The sequence below is a fragment of the Arthrobacter sp. U41 genome, from assembly GCF_001750145.1.
Lineage (GTDB): Bacteria > Actinomycetota > Actinomycetes > Actinomycetales > Micrococcaceae > Arthrobacter.
The window spans coordinates 1,399,498-1,414,157 of sequence record NZ_CP015732.1 but is presented as its reverse complement, the minus strand read 5'-3'; the positions used below and the strand labels follow the sequence as shown (position 1 = coordinate 1,414,157).

General features: G+C 66.5%; 11 protein-coding genes. 2 read left to right on the top strand and 9 right to left on the bottom strand.

Annotated features, from left to right (window positions below; genetic code table 11):
* Nucleotides 1-125 precede the first annotated feature (125 nt).
* The 5 genes from ASPU41_RS06565 to ASPU41_RS06545 all read right to left on the bottom strand — a co-directional run bounded on the left by ASPU41_RS06565 (nucleotide 126) and on the right by ASPU41_RS06545 (nucleotide 7,204).
* Entirely contained in the window at nucleotides 126-2,813 is a 2,688-nt protein-coding gene (locus ASPU41_RS06565; protein WP_069950241.1) for a cation-translocating P-type ATPase, read from the bottom strand.
* Nucleotides 2,814-2,862: 49 nt separating this feature from the next.
* On the bottom strand, nucleotides 2,863-4,209 hold the full coding sequence (gene nhaA, locus ASPU41_RS06560) for a Na+/H+ antiporter NhaA (protein ID WP_069950240.1): 1,347 nt from the start codon (nucleotides 4,207-4,209) through the stop codon (nucleotides 2,863-2,865).
* A gap of 77 nt (nucleotides 4,210-4,286) precedes the next feature.
* Nucleotides 4,287-4,982, bottom strand: coding sequence for a potassium channel family protein (locus ASPU41_RS06555; RefSeq protein ID WP_197515780.1), 696 nt, complete (start codon nucleotides 4,980-4,982; stop codon nucleotides 4,287-4,289).
* Nucleotides 4,975-6,366 (bottom strand): TrkH family potassium uptake protein, encoded by a 1,392-nt coding sequence (locus tag ASPU41_RS06550; RefSeq protein ID WP_083266393.1) that lies wholly within the window; start codon nucleotides 6,364-6,366, stop codon nucleotides 4,975-4,977. Before ASPU41_RS06550 ends, ASPU41_RS06555 begins: the two co-directional genes overlap by 8 nt.
* A gap of 43 nt (nucleotides 6,367-6,409) precedes the next feature.
* On the bottom strand, nucleotides 6,410-7,204 hold the full coding sequence (locus ASPU41_RS06545) for an alpha/beta hydrolase (protein ID WP_069950239.1): 795 nt from the start codon (nucleotides 7,202-7,204) through the stop codon (nucleotides 6,410-6,412).
* A 174-nt stretch (nucleotides 7,205-7,378) separates the two neighbouring features.
* Between ASPU41_RS06545 and ASPU41_RS06540 the strand changes: the two genes are divergently transcribed.
* On the top strand, nucleotides 7,379-8,485 hold the full coding sequence (locus ASPU41_RS06540; RefSeq protein WP_069950238.1) for a GTP pyrophosphokinase: 1,107 nt from the start codon (nucleotides 7,379-7,381) through the stop codon (nucleotides 8,483-8,485).
* Between the two features lie 54 nt (nucleotides 8,486-8,539).
* Complete coding sequence (locus tag ASPU41_RS06535) at nucleotides 8,540-8,965, top strand: hypothetical protein (protein WP_157356951.1); 426 nt, start codon at nucleotides 8,540-8,542, stop codon at nucleotides 8,963-8,965.
* Nucleotides 8,966-9,185: 220 nt separating this feature from the next.
* Here the strand turns inward: ASPU41_RS06535 and ASPU41_RS06530 are convergent, their stop codons facing one another.
* The 4 genes from ASPU41_RS06530 to ASPU41_RS06515 are packed head-to-tail and all read right to left on the bottom strand — an operon-like array spanning nucleotide 9,186 to nucleotide 14,639.
* Nucleotides 9,186-11,141, bottom strand: a complete 1,956-nt coding sequence (locus ASPU41_RS06530; RefSeq protein ID WP_069950236.1) for an IucA/IucC family protein — start codon at nucleotides 11,139-11,141, stop codon at nucleotides 9,186-9,188.
* A complete protein-coding gene (locus ASPU41_RS06525; RefSeq protein ID WP_069950235.1) occupies nucleotides 11,141-11,701 on the bottom strand; it encodes a GNAT family N-acetyltransferase in 561 nt (186 codons plus the stop codon). The genes ASPU41_RS06530 and ASPU41_RS06525 overlap by 1 nt, the downstream gene beginning before the upstream one ends.
* Nucleotides 11,698-13,068, bottom strand: coding sequence for a lysine N(6)-hydroxylase/L-ornithine N(5)-oxygenase family protein (locus ASPU41_RS06520; protein WP_069950234.1), 1,371 nt, complete (start codon nucleotides 13,066-13,068; stop codon nucleotides 11,698-11,700). Before ASPU41_RS06520 ends, ASPU41_RS06525 begins: the two co-directional genes overlap by 4 nt.
* The gene (locus tag ASPU41_RS06515) at nucleotides 13,065-14,639 is read right to left on the bottom strand and encodes a pyridoxal phosphate-dependent decarboxylase family protein (RefSeq protein WP_069950233.1); all 1,575 of its coding nucleotides are present in this window, start codon (nucleotides 14,637-14,639) and stop codon (nucleotides 13,065-13,067) included. The genes ASPU41_RS06520 and ASPU41_RS06515 overlap by 4 nt, the downstream gene beginning before the upstream one ends.
* Between the last annotated feature and the right edge of the window lie 21 nt (nucleotides 14,640-14,660).

Here is a 14,660-nt window from a genome sequence, read left to right as displayed (position 1 = left end):
CTGGCGTACCTGGGAGCGGGGATCGGCCGGGCGGCCGTCGGGCTGCACTTCCCATCATCAAACCCCCTAGGGTATGAAGGCAAGACCGGATTGGACCGCGGGCAGGTCATCGGGCGAACCGGCGCTTATGCCGCGGCCGGGTCGTGCCGGTGGGTCCAGCGCCGGACGGCCTTTTCGGCTTCGACGATGATCAGCACGGTCGAGCCCACTGCCACGCACAGCGCCCATTCCCAGCCCGTCAGGGGGGTGAGCTCCAGGAGGCCGGCCGATACCGGCCAGGTCATGACTGACCAGTGCAGGGCAAGGGCGGCCAGCGAGGTGTAGACAAGCGGCTTGTTTCCAAGCAGCCGGAGTTGGAACAGCGATTTGTTCTCGGCCCGGGAGCTGAAGACCTGGAAGAAGCTGAGCATCACGAACATGGTCAGCGCGAGGGTCCTCGCATGGATCTCGGAGTAGCCGGCGTCGAGCGTCAGCATGAAACTCAGGATCACGGCGAGAGCCATCCAGGCACCCGTGATCCCGGCACGGAACCAGAGTGTGCGCGAGAGCAGGCCTTCGGACAGCGGTCGTGGCGGGCGGCTGAGTTCATCGCCCTCCGCTGATTCGAAGGCCAGGGCGATGTCCTGGACCCCGTTGGTGACCACGTTCATCCAGAGCATCTGGACGGGCAGGAACAGCAGGGGCGTGTCGGCAAAGACGCTCAGTGTCACGGCCAGCAGCGCGGCCGCTCCGGTGGACAGCAGGAAGTAGGTGGTCTTCCGGATGGCGGCGAAAGTGACTCTGCCTTGCTCCACGGCGTGCACAATGGTGACGAAATTGTCGTCGGTCAGCACGACGTCGGCTGCTTCGCGGGCCACGTCCGTCCCGGATTTTCCCATCGCCACGCCGATCGCGGCCGCTTTCAGGGCCGGGGCGTCGTTGACGCCGTCGCCCGTTACCGCGACGACCTTGTCTGCGCTCTGCAGGGCGTGCACAATCCGCAGCTTGTCCACCGGGGAGACCCTGGCCGCGACACTCGTCTCGTCGAGGCGCGCGGCCAGCATATGGTCATCGAGTTCCGCCATTTCGGTGCCCGTCAGGGCCGGTTTGTCGACCGAGAGCCCCAGCCGCCCCGCGATGGCCATGGCCGTCACCGGGTGGTCCCCGGTGATCATCATGACCTTGATGCCGGCGCGCTGGCACTTGGCCACGGCAGCGGCCACTCCGTCCCTCGGCGGGTCAGTCATGCCCTCCATGCCCAGGAAGGTGAGTCCGGACGGCGGCGGCAGGGGCGATTCGATTTCCTCGTCGTCGGCGATGACACGGGAGCCGGCCGCGATGACCCGAAGACCGTCCCGGCCCATCGCCTCATTGGCGGCGTGGATCCCGGCAGTGTCCAGCGGCCGGTCGCCGTCGACTCCGGCCATAGTGACGGCCGCGCCGATCAAGGCTTCCGGCGAGCCTTTGACATACAGGACCCGGCGCCCGGACGCGTCCGCGTGGATGGTCTGCGAATACCGGACATGGGGTTCGTACGGCTGATGGGCAAGCGGTTCGCCGGCGCGTTCCTGTTCGGTGATCGTTCCCCGCGCCACAGCGGTCCTGGCCATGGCCGCGTCGACGGCGTCACCGGAGTATTCGAGGTCCTCCTCGGCGGAGAGCGTCGCTTCGTTGGTCAACGCGCCCGCCCGAAGTACGTCCCGGACCAGCGGCGGGTCGGTGTGACCTTCCTTCCCGGAGCCGGCTGAGATGTCCAGGAATCCTGCGGTGGTCCAGATTCTTTCCACTGTCAGGCGGTTCTCGGTCAGGGTCCCGGTCTTGTCGGATCCGATGACGTTGGTGGATCCCAGCGTCTCCACCGCCGGCAGGGTACGAACGATTGCATTCCGTTTCGCCATCCGGGACACCCCCAGGCTCAGGGCGACGGTAAGCACGATCGGCAGGGACTCAGGGATGGTGGCAACCGCCAGCCCGACGGCCGTCCGGAACATCGTGGAGACATCGTTGCCAAGGACCAGGCCGGCTATGAAGATAAAAACGAGGGCGCCCAGGACGATCAGCCCGATTCGCCGCTCCAGGCTGTGCGTGAGCAGCTGAAGCGGGGATTTGCCGGGCGGGCCCTGGACGAGCGCGTTGATCTCGCCAAGGGCGGTCCCGGCCCCGGTGGCGATGACCACGCCCTTTCCCCGTCCGCTGCCGACGAACGTGCCGCTGAAGGCCACGTTGGATTTGTCCGCATCACCGACGCCCTCGGGAAGCGGTGCCGTGTCCTTCGTGGCAGCGAAGGGCTCGCCCGTCAGCATCGACTCATCAAGCTGGAGGCTGTTGGATTCGAAGAGGCGCAGATCAGCCGGTACGCGTTCTCCGCTTTCCAGCAGCACAACGTCACCGGGAACGACGTCGCGGCCTGGAACCACCTGCTCGGCGCCGCCCCGCACCACCCGGCAGGAAGGCGTGGAAAGCGACTGGAGGGCACGCACGTCCGACTCCGCCTTGCGCTCCTGGACGAATCCGAGGGCGGCGTTGAGGGAGAGGACCAGGAAAATGGCGGCGGAGTCGACCCAGTGCTGCTGGATAAGCGTGACGACGGCGGCCACCAGCAGGATCCCGATCAGAGGGCTGACGAACTGCCGCAGCAGCACCCGCCACCACGGTGTTGCGCCCGCGAAGCTCAGCTCGTTGGGCCCGGCGTCCGCCAGCCGGCGGGAGGCTTCCGCCGCCCCCAGGCCGGCCGGCCCGGACGACAGCTCAGCGAACACCTCTTCGGAAGCCAGTGCGTGCCACGCCGGGAGCTCTTCACTGTTTTTTGCTGGCGTCAGTGGCTGCGGTGCCATGCCAAGCTCCCTCCCGAGTAGCGATCATTTGAGGGGAGCAGCCGCCCCGTTAGGAGTTGGCCCCGCTTTGGTATACGTCGGGGATCCCGTCCATGTCCGAGTCGACCTTCTCCGCCTCTTCGGCCTGCCGGTACTGCCGGTTCCGGGTCCTCAGGACCAGCGTTGCGAGCAATGCCGCCACTACGGAGGCGGCGAGGATGCCCACCTTTGCATGGTCGTCGTGGATGCTTCCGTGGCCGAAGCTCAGCTCGGCCACCAGGAGCGAGACGGTGAAGCCGATGCCGGCCAGCAGGGACACCCCGAAGACGTCAATCCATTTGAAGCTGGTGTCCAGCCGGGCCTTGGTGACCTTCGTGAGCAGCCAGGTGGTGCCCATGATGCCGATCGGCTTGCCGAGGACCAGCGCCATGATGATGCCGACGGCCACCGGGTCAGTCAGCGCCGAGACCAGCCCGTCCCAGCCGCCCACCGCCACACCTGCCGAGAAGAACGCGAAGATCGGGACGGCGATGCCGGCCGAGATCGGGCGGAACCGGTGCTCGAAGACCTCCGCGAGGCCCGGACCTGCGTCAGGTCCGCCGCTGGCCTGGGAGCGCAGGACCGGGATGGCGATGCCGAGCAGGACACCTGCCACGGTCGCGTGGATGCCCGAAGCGTGGACGAGCGCCCAAGTGACCGCACCCAGCGGCAGGAGAATCAGCCACGCCGCTGAGGCTTTGATCTTGAAGAAGCGCCGGTACTTATGCGCCAGGTAGGTGTAAATGGCCAGGGGAATCAGTGCCAGCAGCAGCGGCAGCAGCTGAAGGTCGCTGGTGTAGAACACGGCGATGATGGTGATGGCGATCAGGTCATCCACCACCGCAAGGGTCAGCAGGAAGATCCGCAGGGCGCTGGGCAGGTGCGAGCCGATGATGGCCAGCACGGCGACGGCGAAGGCGATGTCGGTGGCGGTGGGAATGGCCCAGCCGCGCAGGGTCTCCGGGCTCACGAGGTTGACCACAACGTAAATCAGCGCCGGGATGACGACACCGCCAGCGGCCGCTGCGACCGGAACGATCGATTTGTTCAACTGCCGCAGGTCGCCGGCGATGAACTCACGCTTGAGCTCGAGTCCGACCAGGAAGAAGAAAATCGCCAGCAGCCCGTCGGCCGCCCAGGCGCCCAGACTCAATTCCAGGTGCCAGGGTTCGTAGCCGAACTTGAAGTCCCGCAGCGCGAAATAGCTCTCGGAAGCCGGTGAGTTCGCCCAGATCAGGGCGATCACGGCGGCGGCGACCAGGAGGGCGCCCCCAACGGTCTCTTTGCGGAGGATCTCGCCGATCCGGAGGGATTCGGCGTAGCTGCCGCGGCCGAAGATGGTCATGCGCGGCCGGGTGGGAGGAGTGCTGGGGCTCATGCGGGGGTCCTAAAATTTGGGTCGACAGAACTATGCCGACCAGACTTCCCGGCGCACCTGCAACCCAGTCTAGTGGGTCAGGGCATCGTGCTGAACCGTTCGGCCTTGGCTTTGCTGCCCTGGACGATGATCTGGTCGTCGTCGTAGAGCACTGTTTGCGCCGTGGTGTGCCCCCACGTGCCGCCGGGACGTTTGACCGCGACGATGGTGATTCCGTACTTGTCACGGAGGCCGAGGACGCCCAGGGGCCGGTCGCGGGCGACGGCGGGCGGACCGGTCCGGACCATAACGAAGTCGTCCTCGAATTCCACGTAGTCGAGGATCGAGCCAAGGACCAGGTGAGCGACGCGCTTGCCCATGTCGTGTTCGGGCCGGATGACGTGCTCGACGCCGAGCTGGCCCAGGATCTCGGCGTGCGGTTCGCTGATGGCCTTCGCCCAGATCTGCGGGCGCTGGAATTTCAGGATCCGGGACGTCGTCAGGATGCTGGCCTCGATGTCCGAGCCGATCCCGACCACCGCCCGGTCGAATTCATGGACCGAGAGCTGGCGCAGCACCTCTTCTTTGGTGGAGTCGGCCCGGACCACATGGGTGAGGCGCCCGTTGAAGGACTGGACGGTTTCTTCGCTGAGGTCGATGCCGAGCACCTCGGTACCCTGCGCCTCCAGCTCCAGGGCCAGTGAGCCGCCAAAGCGGCCCAGGCCGATGACCACCACCGAGGACGCCTTTTCGCTGGCGGCAGCGGAGTGGGACGAGAAGATGTTCCTAGCCAATGAGGGGCCTTTCCTTGGGGTACTCGTAGAGCGCGGGTCGTTCGCGCAGGGCCAGGGCCGCACCGAGCGTCACCGGGCCCAGCCTCCCGACGAACATCAGAAAAATGAGGACGAGCTGCCCGGCCGGCGGCATCGCGGCGGTGATGCCGGTGGACAGCCCGACCGTGGCGAAGGCCGAAATGACCTCGAACAGGATCCGCTCCTGCCCGAAGTCGGTGATCAGCATCAGGAACATCGTCGAGCCGGTGACCAGGGCGATCGCCAGGAGCACCACGGTAATGGCCTGGCGGTGCACCGCGCGGGACAGCCGCTTGCCGAAGATGTTGACGGCCGTTCCGCCCTGGAGCTCGGTGCTGAGGATGAAGAACAGCACGGCGAAGGTAGTGATCTTCAGGCCGCCGGCGGTACCGGCCGGACCGCCGCCGATGAACATCAGGATGTCCATCCCCAGCCAGGACACCGGATGCATCTGCGCAATGTCGACGCTGTTGAAGCCAGCGGTGCGGGTAATAACGGACTGGAAGAAACCGGCCAGCACCCTCTCGGCGGGATGGAGTCCGCCGAGGGTTGCCGCGTTGGTCCATTCGACCGCTGTGAGGAACACGGTACCCCCGGCCAGGAGGACGGCTGAGCCGACGAGGACAAGTTTTGTGTTCATGCTCCAGTGGATCGGCCGCCGGTATTGCCGTCCCAGTTCGAACAGGACCGGGAATCCGAGGCCGCCGATGATGACGGCCGCGGCTATCGGCAGGCAGATCCAGGGGTCGCCGACAAACCCCATCAGACTGTCCGAGTAGAGCGCAAAGCCGGCGTTATTAAAGGATGAGATGGAGTGGAAAACCCCCTGCCAGATCGCCTCGCCCAGCGGATAGCCGTACCCGGCCATAAAACGCATCGTCAGAATCAGCGCCAGTGCAGCTTCCACGATGAGGCTGATGAGCAGGACTCCAACCAGTACGCGGCGCACGTCACCGAAACCGCTGCTCTTGGTCTCGGCGGCGGCGGAAATCCGGGACCTCAGGCCAAGCCGGCGGGCGGTCAGGACCCCGAGCAGCGTGCCGAAGGACATCACGCCGAAGCCGCCGATCTGGATCATCGCCAGGATGACCACCTGCCCGAATCCGCTCCAGAAGACCGGCGTGTCCACGGTGATCAGGCCGGTGACACAGACGGCGGAGGTGGCGGTGAACAGTGCCTCCAGCAGGGTGGCCCCGTGCCCGTCTGCCGTGGCCATCGGTAGCAGGAGCAGCCCGGTTCCTGCGGCGATTGCACCGGCGAAGCCGAGGACGATCACCTGCGCCGGGTGGCGCGGCGCAAATGCCCGGACGAACCTGGTGAAGCCCGCAGCCAGGGCGCGCGGGACTGCGGGAGCTTCGACTTGCATAGGGGTCACGCTACCACCGGGCGGCGGCCGCCGCGGATGGCGCTCAGCCGAGCAGAATTTGCACGAGTTCGCGGCATTTCCGGTAGGCGGCGGCCTTCGGGTCGATCAGCGCGAAATGGTCGCCCGGGACCTTCAGGAGCTGGACCGGGGCGCCGGCGGACTTTGCCGCCGCGGCGTAGGAGTCGGACTGGCTCACGGGAACAGTGTCATCGTCCGTGCCGTGGACGGCATAGACGGGGATCGTCAGCGGCACCGCGCTCATCGGGTCCACGTATTTGTGTCGTTTCGGGTACTTCACGGATGAGCCGCCCAGCAGGTTGCTGACCGCGCCGTTGCTGAGGTTCAGCCGTTCGGCTTCAGCGAGGTTGAGCACCCCGGACTGGCTGACGACGCCGGTCAGGTGCACCGCGCCGCCGTTGTCCCGGCGGAGCAACTGGCGGTCCGCGTCCGGGGCGCCAAGCTGGGCGAGGCGGCTTCGTCCCGCAGCCCACACCGCAAGGTGCCCGCCGGCCGAGTGTCCCAGTGCCACGACCCGATCCAGCCCGAGACCGTGTTCACCGGCAACGTCGCCGAGCTTGTCGATGCCGGCCAGCACATCCGAGAAAGTGTTGGGCCAGCCGCCGCCGTTGCCGGCTCGGCGGTATTCCAGGTTCCAGGCGGCCATGCCGTGCGCCGCGAGGTCCTTGGCCAGGGGTTCGCCGAGTTCGGCGCCGTACTGCGAGCGCCAGTAGCCGCCGTGGATCACCACAACGACACCCTTGGTTGCGGCGGCCTCCGGCAGGAAGAGTTCCCCCCACTGGCTGGCGTCATCGCCGTAGCTGTACTTATGCCGCTTCACAGTGTCCTCCTTGGGGCCCGGTGAACAGGCGGCGGAGACTGCCCCCGGAGTCACCGTCGCTGCGGCCGCCAGCAAAGCCCGACGCCGCACATCAGCCATGTGCCGAGCCTACCTTGAGCCCTGCGCTGGGGTGTCAGCCCCGCCGCCGTCGCAACCCGGCCGTAAGCTGGATGCATGGCGAGCAATTGGGATCGGCTGGATCCAAAACTGCGCGAATCCGTGCAGGAAAACGTGGAACTCTACGAGCGGGTGCGTCCTGCCCTAAAGCTGGTCACCCGCGAGGTCCTGCTGACGCTGCGGACCATGCTCAAAGGCACCGAGGTGACGCCGCTGTTCGTCACGGGCCGCACCAAAACGGTCGAATCCTTCCGCGAGAAGATCTCCCGCACGGAGGAGCCGCTGGAGCCGGGGGGTCCGCCGGTACTGAAGTTTCCGGATCCGTTCCGGACTTTGAACGACATGGTGGGCATCCGGGTGATCACGAAGCTGCCAACTGAAAACGCCGTGGTGGCCAACCTGATCAAGCGCCAGCGCCAGCTCTTCGACTGCCGCGGTGACCGCGAGAAGGACATCGGATCCATCGAGTCCGGGACCTACGGCTACTCCAGCCGCCACCTGATCCTGCGGACGATCCAGAACGAAGCCGTCAAGGAGTACCAGCAGGCCTACAACCCGGAAGTCCCGCCGAACGGCAGCTACTTCTTCGAGTGCCAGATCCGCACCGTGTTCGCGCACGCCTGGAGCGAAATCGAGCACGACATCCGCTTCAAAGCCGAGGACCCGCGCGCCTGGACCCCGCACTTTGACCGCCAGTTCACCGCCACCGCAGCCATGCTGGAAACGGTGGAAAGTGCGTTCGCTGACCTGCATGAACGCTACGAGGAGGTCCGCAGCTTCTGGGACATGGACGGCGAAGGCGCCGCGCAGCTCACCCCGAACCGGATCCGCGACGTCTGGCGCACGCTGCTGCCCCACGTGGACCGGAAGGTCGATGACGACTGGGGCTGGGCGGCCGAACTGATGGCCGCCCACGGCCTCAACCAGACCATGCAGCTGGCCGGGCTGCTAAGCGCCAACCGGATCACCGAGGTCCGCAAGGCCCTGGACCACCGCTACTCCCCCGGCCCCGACCGGCTCCTCGATGACCTGCTGCTCTGGCAGTACGGCACCAAACACATTGACCTCACCGCCGAACCGGCCGACGCCGTCCCGCACCCGCGGCGCGACAGCCTCCAGCGGCGGCTCAAGCAGATCGAGCGGTACCGGCTGACGCAGGGGTAGGACCGGCGCGGGCCCCGGCCCGCAGCCAGTCCGCGGATGCTAGGTTCTGGGACTATGACCCCAGATACGCGGATGACGATCATGGCCACGCTGTTGACGGCGGCGGGGCTGTTCTCGCTGCTGGCCGGCATTCTTGAGGCAGTGAGGGTCTTTTCCGTAGAAGCCGTCGACGGCGGGCTGACACGGCTGGGTCTTGCGGCGATGATCGTTGGCGGCCTGACAACCGCTGCCATTGGACTCGCCGTTTTGATTGGACGCGGGGGGCTGTCCCTGCCGCGAACCGTCGCGGCCGTTGCCGGATGGCTCACCATCTGGTTCCCGCTGTCCATTGCCCTGGGAATTTCCACGGACGCGTACCCGGCGTCCCAGCTTGTCGCCACAGCCATTTGTGTCCTCGGCATCTCCGCTGCCGTTGTGGCCTTCGCCCGGTCGAGGCGCGGAGCCACCGGACCTCCGGACGCCAGTTCGGTCACCAGGTAGCCGCTCCACGCCGTCGTCGCTGCCGTGGGTCCCGCCCAAGGGTTCCGTCGCCCCCACACAGGTCGAATCGGGTGTTCCGCCGTCTAACCGGCAGCTCGCCCGGCCTGCCTTCCCGATCCCGCGCCGCCCAGGCGTTTCCGCGGCGCACAAAACCTGCCGCGACCGGAATTCCGGTAGCGGCAGGTTTTTTGCGCCGCGAAAGACAGGCTGTCCGTGCGGATCAGGCGAACCGCGCCAAGGGGTTCTGCAGCCGGCCGGCCATCTGAAGTCCGCCGGAGGGGTCGGACAGGTCCAGCATGTGCTGGTTATTGCGCAGCTGCAGGCGGTTGAGGCACGACAGCGGGAAGTCCTTGGCGAACAGCTCATGCCGGGCAAACTGGTCCGCGAGCTCGGGGTGCTCGCCCTGATAGTTCCGGAGGACCGCGGCGGCGGTCCTCCAGAATTCCTCGCCGCTGAGCGTGCCGTCCTGATCCAGCAGTGCGCTGAGGAACCGGAAAATGCAGTCAAAGACATCAGTGAAGATGGCCAGGACTTTCTCCTCGTCGGGGATCCCGACCTTGATCCGGGCCACGTCCTCGGGCAGCTCCAGGCGGTCACCCATGACGGCGATCTCCTCTGCGATGTCCTTCATCACGGCACTGACCGGGACACCGTTCTCCAGGATCAGGATGACGTTCTCGCCGTGCGGCATAAAGGCCAGCTCGTAGGAATAGAGGCAGTGCACGAGCGGGACGAGATACACCTCGAAATACCGGCGCAGCCACTCCGCAGGCTCCAGTCCGGAACGTTCGATCAGCGCGGACACCATCGGTTTTCCCGCGGCGTCAACGTGCAGCAGGGATGCCATGGTGGCCAGTTGCTGCCCGTCGGCCAGCAGCGGCAACGGACTTTCCCGCCAGAGCGCGGACAGCATCTTCCGGTACGGTGACTCCGTCGCCGCGGCGGCCTCGTAGTAGCCGTTGTGGTAACCAATGGCGGCGACCTCGCGGATGAGTTTCAGTCCGCACTTCTGCAGGGCGGCGTCGCTGAGGATCAGCCCGTGAAGCCAGTCGTTGATGGCGGGGGTGTCCTTCATGTACTGCGGCGACAGTCCCCGCATGAAGCCCATGTTCAGCACCGACATGGCCGTCTTGACGTAGCACTTCTCCGGCGAGACCGTGTTGAAGAACGTCCTGATGGACTGCTGGGCCTGATAGCCGTCCGCCCCGAACCCGAGATGCACGATGTGCTGCTGCGCTATTTCGGCGGCAAACGTCACACTCAGCTTGTTGTCCCATTGCCACGGGTGGACCGGCATCAGGAAGTACCCAGCCGGATCCAGGCCCAGGGCCCCGAGCTCGGCGTCGAAGTATCCGATGGCGGACGTCCCCAGTTCGGCGTCGAGATGGTTCCGGTACCCGAGGCCCTCGGCGGACGTGAACACGGCCTTGACCCGGTGCACCGCGATCCACTCCAGCTGCACGGGGTCTCCCGCCTCCGGGGCGAAGGCACGGTAGTCAGCGATCCCGAAGCCCAGCCGGCCGTTGTTGGCCACGAAGCAGGGGTGGCCTTCGGTCATGCTCCGTTCAATGGTTTGGAAATCAACGGCGGCGTCTGCCCCGCCCGTCACGCCTGCCGCCAGTTCCGCGGCCAAGGGCTGGCCCCGCCATTGCTTGTACGCGTGGCTGGAGAGTGTGCTGCTGATTTCCTCAAGGTAGACGGGGAGCATTTCCTCGCGGATTCCCAGGGTGTCCCGGAACTCGGTGATGAAGCGAAGGGCATCCAGTTCCGTTCTTTCCCCCGCGGGACATGCCCCTTCTTCGGCACCCGGCGAGGGCATGTCGGGATATGCCCCCGCTTCGAGGCGGCGGATGGACATGTCCGCGATGGACCAGTGGTCGAGATCGAGTCTTCGGGCCGAAAAACGGTACTCCACGGAACCGTCGTCGCTGGTGACGCGGTACTGGGCGGGCTCCCGGGGACCCGCAGAAACGGCCGGGCCCGGCGCCGGGAGTCCCGCGGGCCGTTCGGGCATGAGTTCTGGCGGGAGTAGTTCAGGCGTGAGGATCCGTTCGTGCGAGAACTCAGCGAGCGCCTTGCGGACCACGTGACGGTTGGCGGCGGCCCAGCGTTCCCGGGTCAGGTGGGCGGTGGCGTTGCCGGCGGTGAGCACGGATTCAAGTTCAGCGATTGTCATCAAGATGCTCCCTGGCGGATCGGGGACGGATGAAGATCAAGGCGGGCGGCACCGAAGGCTGCCCGCGTGCAGAAACTGAGGAGGGCCCGCTTATCGGGCAGGGCCACCTCCCCGGCGGGCAGGAAACCCAGCCGGGCGTTGAGGACGTGGATTTTCGTGTTGCGGGCGTCGGGTTCCACCACGACGCGTTCCACGCCCGGGTCGGAGAACAGCTTCTCCAGTACGGCGTCCATTACGTTCGTGGTGTAGCCGGGCCGGGCCGGGCCGGCCGACGGGCCGACCAGCAGGTGCATCCCGAGGTCGCCTGGCCGGACGGCGTACACGCCGGCCAGCGGTGACGATTCCGGAAGATACGCCTCCATCAGGAAGGCGGGGATGCCGTCGTCGAGCCCGAGGAGCGCGTTGTGGTGGCCGCTGGACTGGATCTTGGAGTACTCCTCCACAACGTCCTCGACGGTGCTGCCCAGCATGCCCCAGAAACTGGCATAGGGCCGGGTGACCCATGCGTGGAGGATCGGCGCGTCAGCCACGGGGTCCAGGCCGCGGAAGGTGAAGCTCATGCCGGCACCCCCGTCGCTACTCGGACATCGCCGCGTCCGACGTCCTGCCGCGCAGTCCCCGGCGGCGGGCCGAACTGCTGGAACGCGATGCTCCGCTCCACCGGATAGACCTCCCGGCCGGTGATTTCGCGCAGGATGCAGGAGTTGCGGTACGCGGCCATGCCCAGGTCCGGGGTGACGAACCCGTGGGTGTGAAGTTCGGCGTTCTGGACGAATATTTCGCCGGGTTCAACGCCGGTGCTGTAGTCGCGGTCCACGGCGAACCTGCCGCTGCTGTCGCGTGCGATCCGGTCCTGCACGCCGGCAAGGAACTCCGGTTCGCGGTAGCCGTAGCCGGTGGCGAGCACCACGGCTTCGGTTTCCAGGGCGTAGTCGGCGCGCGTTTCCTCGTGCCGCAGTTGCAGGGTGTGCGACTCCGACGCCGGATCCCAGGCCGCGCCGGTTAGCACCGAGTGGGTCAGCAGCTGGGTGTCCACCATGCCTGACAGGCTCTTGGTGTAGAGGAGGTCGTAGATGGCGTCAATCAGCTCCGCGTTGATGCCTTTGTAGAGGTTCTTCTGGCTCCTAATCAGGCCGTCGCGCTGTTCCTGCGGGAGCGCGTGGAAGTAGTCCACATATTCCGGCGACGTCATCTCCAGCGTCAGTTTGGTGTATTCCAGCGGGAAAAACCGGCCGGAGCGGGTGACCCAATTCAGCCGGTAGCCGTGGACGTCGATCTCCTGCAGCAGCTCATGGTAGATTTCGGCCGCGCTTTGGCCGCTGCCCACAATCGTGATGCTCCCCCGCGTTTGGAGTTCGCTTTTGCGCAGCAGGTACTCGGCGTTGTGAAGAACCAGTCCGCCGGCGTCCACGATGCCGCCGCAGCCCGCGGGAACATAGGGCGAGGTGCCGGTGCCGAGCACCAGCCGCCGCGCGTGCAGCACCTCGGGACCGTCCGGGGCTTCGACCGCGAGCCGGTACACGCCGTCGTCGTAGCTGATCTCCCGGACGTCCGTGCCGAACCGGACCGAATCCAGCTGGCCGGCCACCCACCGGCAGTACTGGTTGTACTCCGCGCGCAGCGGTTGGAAGTTCTCCCGGATGTAAAAACGGTACAGCCGGCCGGTCTGCTTCAGGAAGTTCAGGAACGAGTATGGCGACGTCGGGTCCGCCAGAGTCACCAGGTCGGCCAGAAAGGGGACCTGCAGATGGGCAGGTTCCAGCATCATGCCCGGGTGCCAATCGAAGGATTCCTGGCGCTCCAGGAAGACCCCGTCCAGCCCGTGGACTGGTTCGCTCAGTGCCGCGAGGCCCAGGTTGAAGGGCCCGACGCCGATCGCGGCGAATTCGTGCACGCGCTGCGTTGCGTTGCAGGCGCCGGCGGTCATGCGGACACCTCCGCAGCTTCCAGCAGCGATGCCCCGGTAGTCCGGAGCAGCTCGATGATGCTTCGGATATCCGCCACGCCGGCCTCGGCGTTCAGCAGGGTGAACTTCAGGTAATGCCTGCCCGCCACCGTGGTGCCGGCCACCACGGCCTCGCCGGAGGCGAAGACGGCGGAACGGATGTCCTGGTTGAGCCTGTCGGCGGCGTCCTGGTGCAGCCGGCGGCCGTCAGGCTGAAGCGGCCGGTAACGGAACACCAGCGTGCTGAGTTGTGGCGGGGCGGCGAGCTCAAAATCAGGATCGGAGTCCAGGACCTCACCCACGCACGACGCCAGGCCAATGGCTTCGTCAAAGAGCGCCCCGAGCGCGTCGGCGCCCATGATCCGCAGCGTCAGCCAGAGCTTCAGCGCGTCAAATCGGCGGGTGGTCTGGATGCTCTTGTCCACCTGGTTGGGGCGGTCGAGGGCTCCGGCCGGGTTCAGGTAGTCGGCGTGGTGGGTCACGTGCCGGAGCATGGCCGCGTCCCGGACCAGCAGGGCGCTCGAGCTGACCGGCTGGAAGAAGGTCTTGTGGAAGTCAACCGTGACCGAATCTGCCCGGTGGATGCCGTCGAGCAGATGCCGGTGCCGCCCGGACACCATCAGCCCGCCACCGTACGCTGCGTCGACGTGGAACCAGGCACCGTTCTCGCGGGCCGCTGCGGCCAGTTCGTTAAGGGGATCAATCGCCCCGAAGTCGGTGGTGCCGGCAGTGGCCACCACCGCCAGGGGGACGAGTCCTGCGTTCCGGGCCCGAGCCAGTTCCCCGGCCAGCGCCGCCGGTTCCATCCGGTGGTCCCTTCCGCAGGGGACGGATACAACGGCGTCGTACCCCAGCCCCAGCATCGCCGCGGACTTGCCAATGCTGAAGTGGCTGTCCGCTGAGGTGTAGATCCGCAGCTTCTCGAGGAGCGCCGGCAGCCGGAACCCGGCATGTTCCGGGTCCAGCCTCAGCCATTCCACGGCCTGGTTCCGGGCCAGCAGCAGTGCCTGGAAATTGGATTGGCTTCCGCCCGAGGTGAAGACACCGTCTGCGGAGCCGCCGAGCCCAAGCTCCCCAGCGGCCCATGAAATGAGCTTGCGCTCAATCATTGTGGCGCCCGCACTCTGGTCCCAGGTGTCCATCGAGGAATTCACGGCGGACAGGACAGCTTCGGCAACGAGGGCCGGGATTACCACGGGACAGTTCAGATGCGCCGCGTACTTGGCGTCGTGGAAATAGACGGCGTCCCGGAGGTAGACGTCCTCCAGTTCCTCGAGGGCTGAGGCGGTATCCCCCAGCGGGAGGCCAAGGTCCACACCGTCGACCCGGCTCTTCAGTTCCGCGGGGGTGGCCCCGGTGAACGGGCGGGTGCATCGGGAGACTCTGGCCGCGACCGCCGTCACGCCCCTGAGCATCTGGGCCGTGTAGCCGGCTGCATTGCGGGCGTTGAAGAGATGGGCGGTGGCATCCTGCACGAGCTCGGGCGGGGAACCGGAACCGGCCTGGGTGCCGGGAGGCACGGGCTGAACAGATGTGGGGGTTGTGGGCGCCACAGAGGAATCCTTTGTTTGACG

What these genes read in the sequence shown, in the direction of transcription:
- ASPU41_RS06565 (WP_069950241.1), bottom strand. Translation starts at nt 2,813, where the DNA reads ATGGCACCGCAGCCACTGACGCCAGCAAAAAACAGTGAAGAGCTCCCG.
- nhaA (WP_069950240.1), bottom strand. Translation starts at nt 4,209, where the DNA reads ATGAGCCCCAGCACTCCTCCCACCCGGCCGCGCATGACCATCTTCGGC.
- ASPU41_RS06550 (WP_083266393.1), bottom strand. Translation starts at nt 6,366, where the DNA reads ATGCAAGTCGAAGCTCCCGCAGTCCCGCGCGCCCTGGCTGCGGGCTTC.
- ASPU41_RS06540 (WP_069950238.1), top strand. Translation starts at nt 7,379, where the DNA reads ATGGCGAGCAATTGGGATCGGCTGGATCCAAAACTGCGCGAATCCGTG.
- ASPU41_RS06535 (WP_157356951.1), top strand. Translation starts at nt 8,540, where the DNA reads ATGACCCCAGATACGCGGATGACGATCATGGCCACGCTGTTGACGGCG.
- ASPU41_RS06530 (WP_069950236.1), bottom strand. Translation starts at nt 11,141, where the DNA reads ATGACAATCGCTGAACTTGAATCCGTGCTCACCGCCGGCAACGCCACC.
- ASPU41_RS06525 (WP_069950235.1), bottom strand. Translation starts at nt 11,701, where the DNA reads ATGAGCTTCACCTTCCGCGGCCTGGACCCCGTGGCTGACGCGCCGATC.
- ASPU41_RS06520 (WP_069950234.1), bottom strand. Translation starts at nt 13,068, where the DNA reads ATGACCGCCGGCGCCTGCAACGCAACGCAGCGCGTGCACGAATTCGCC.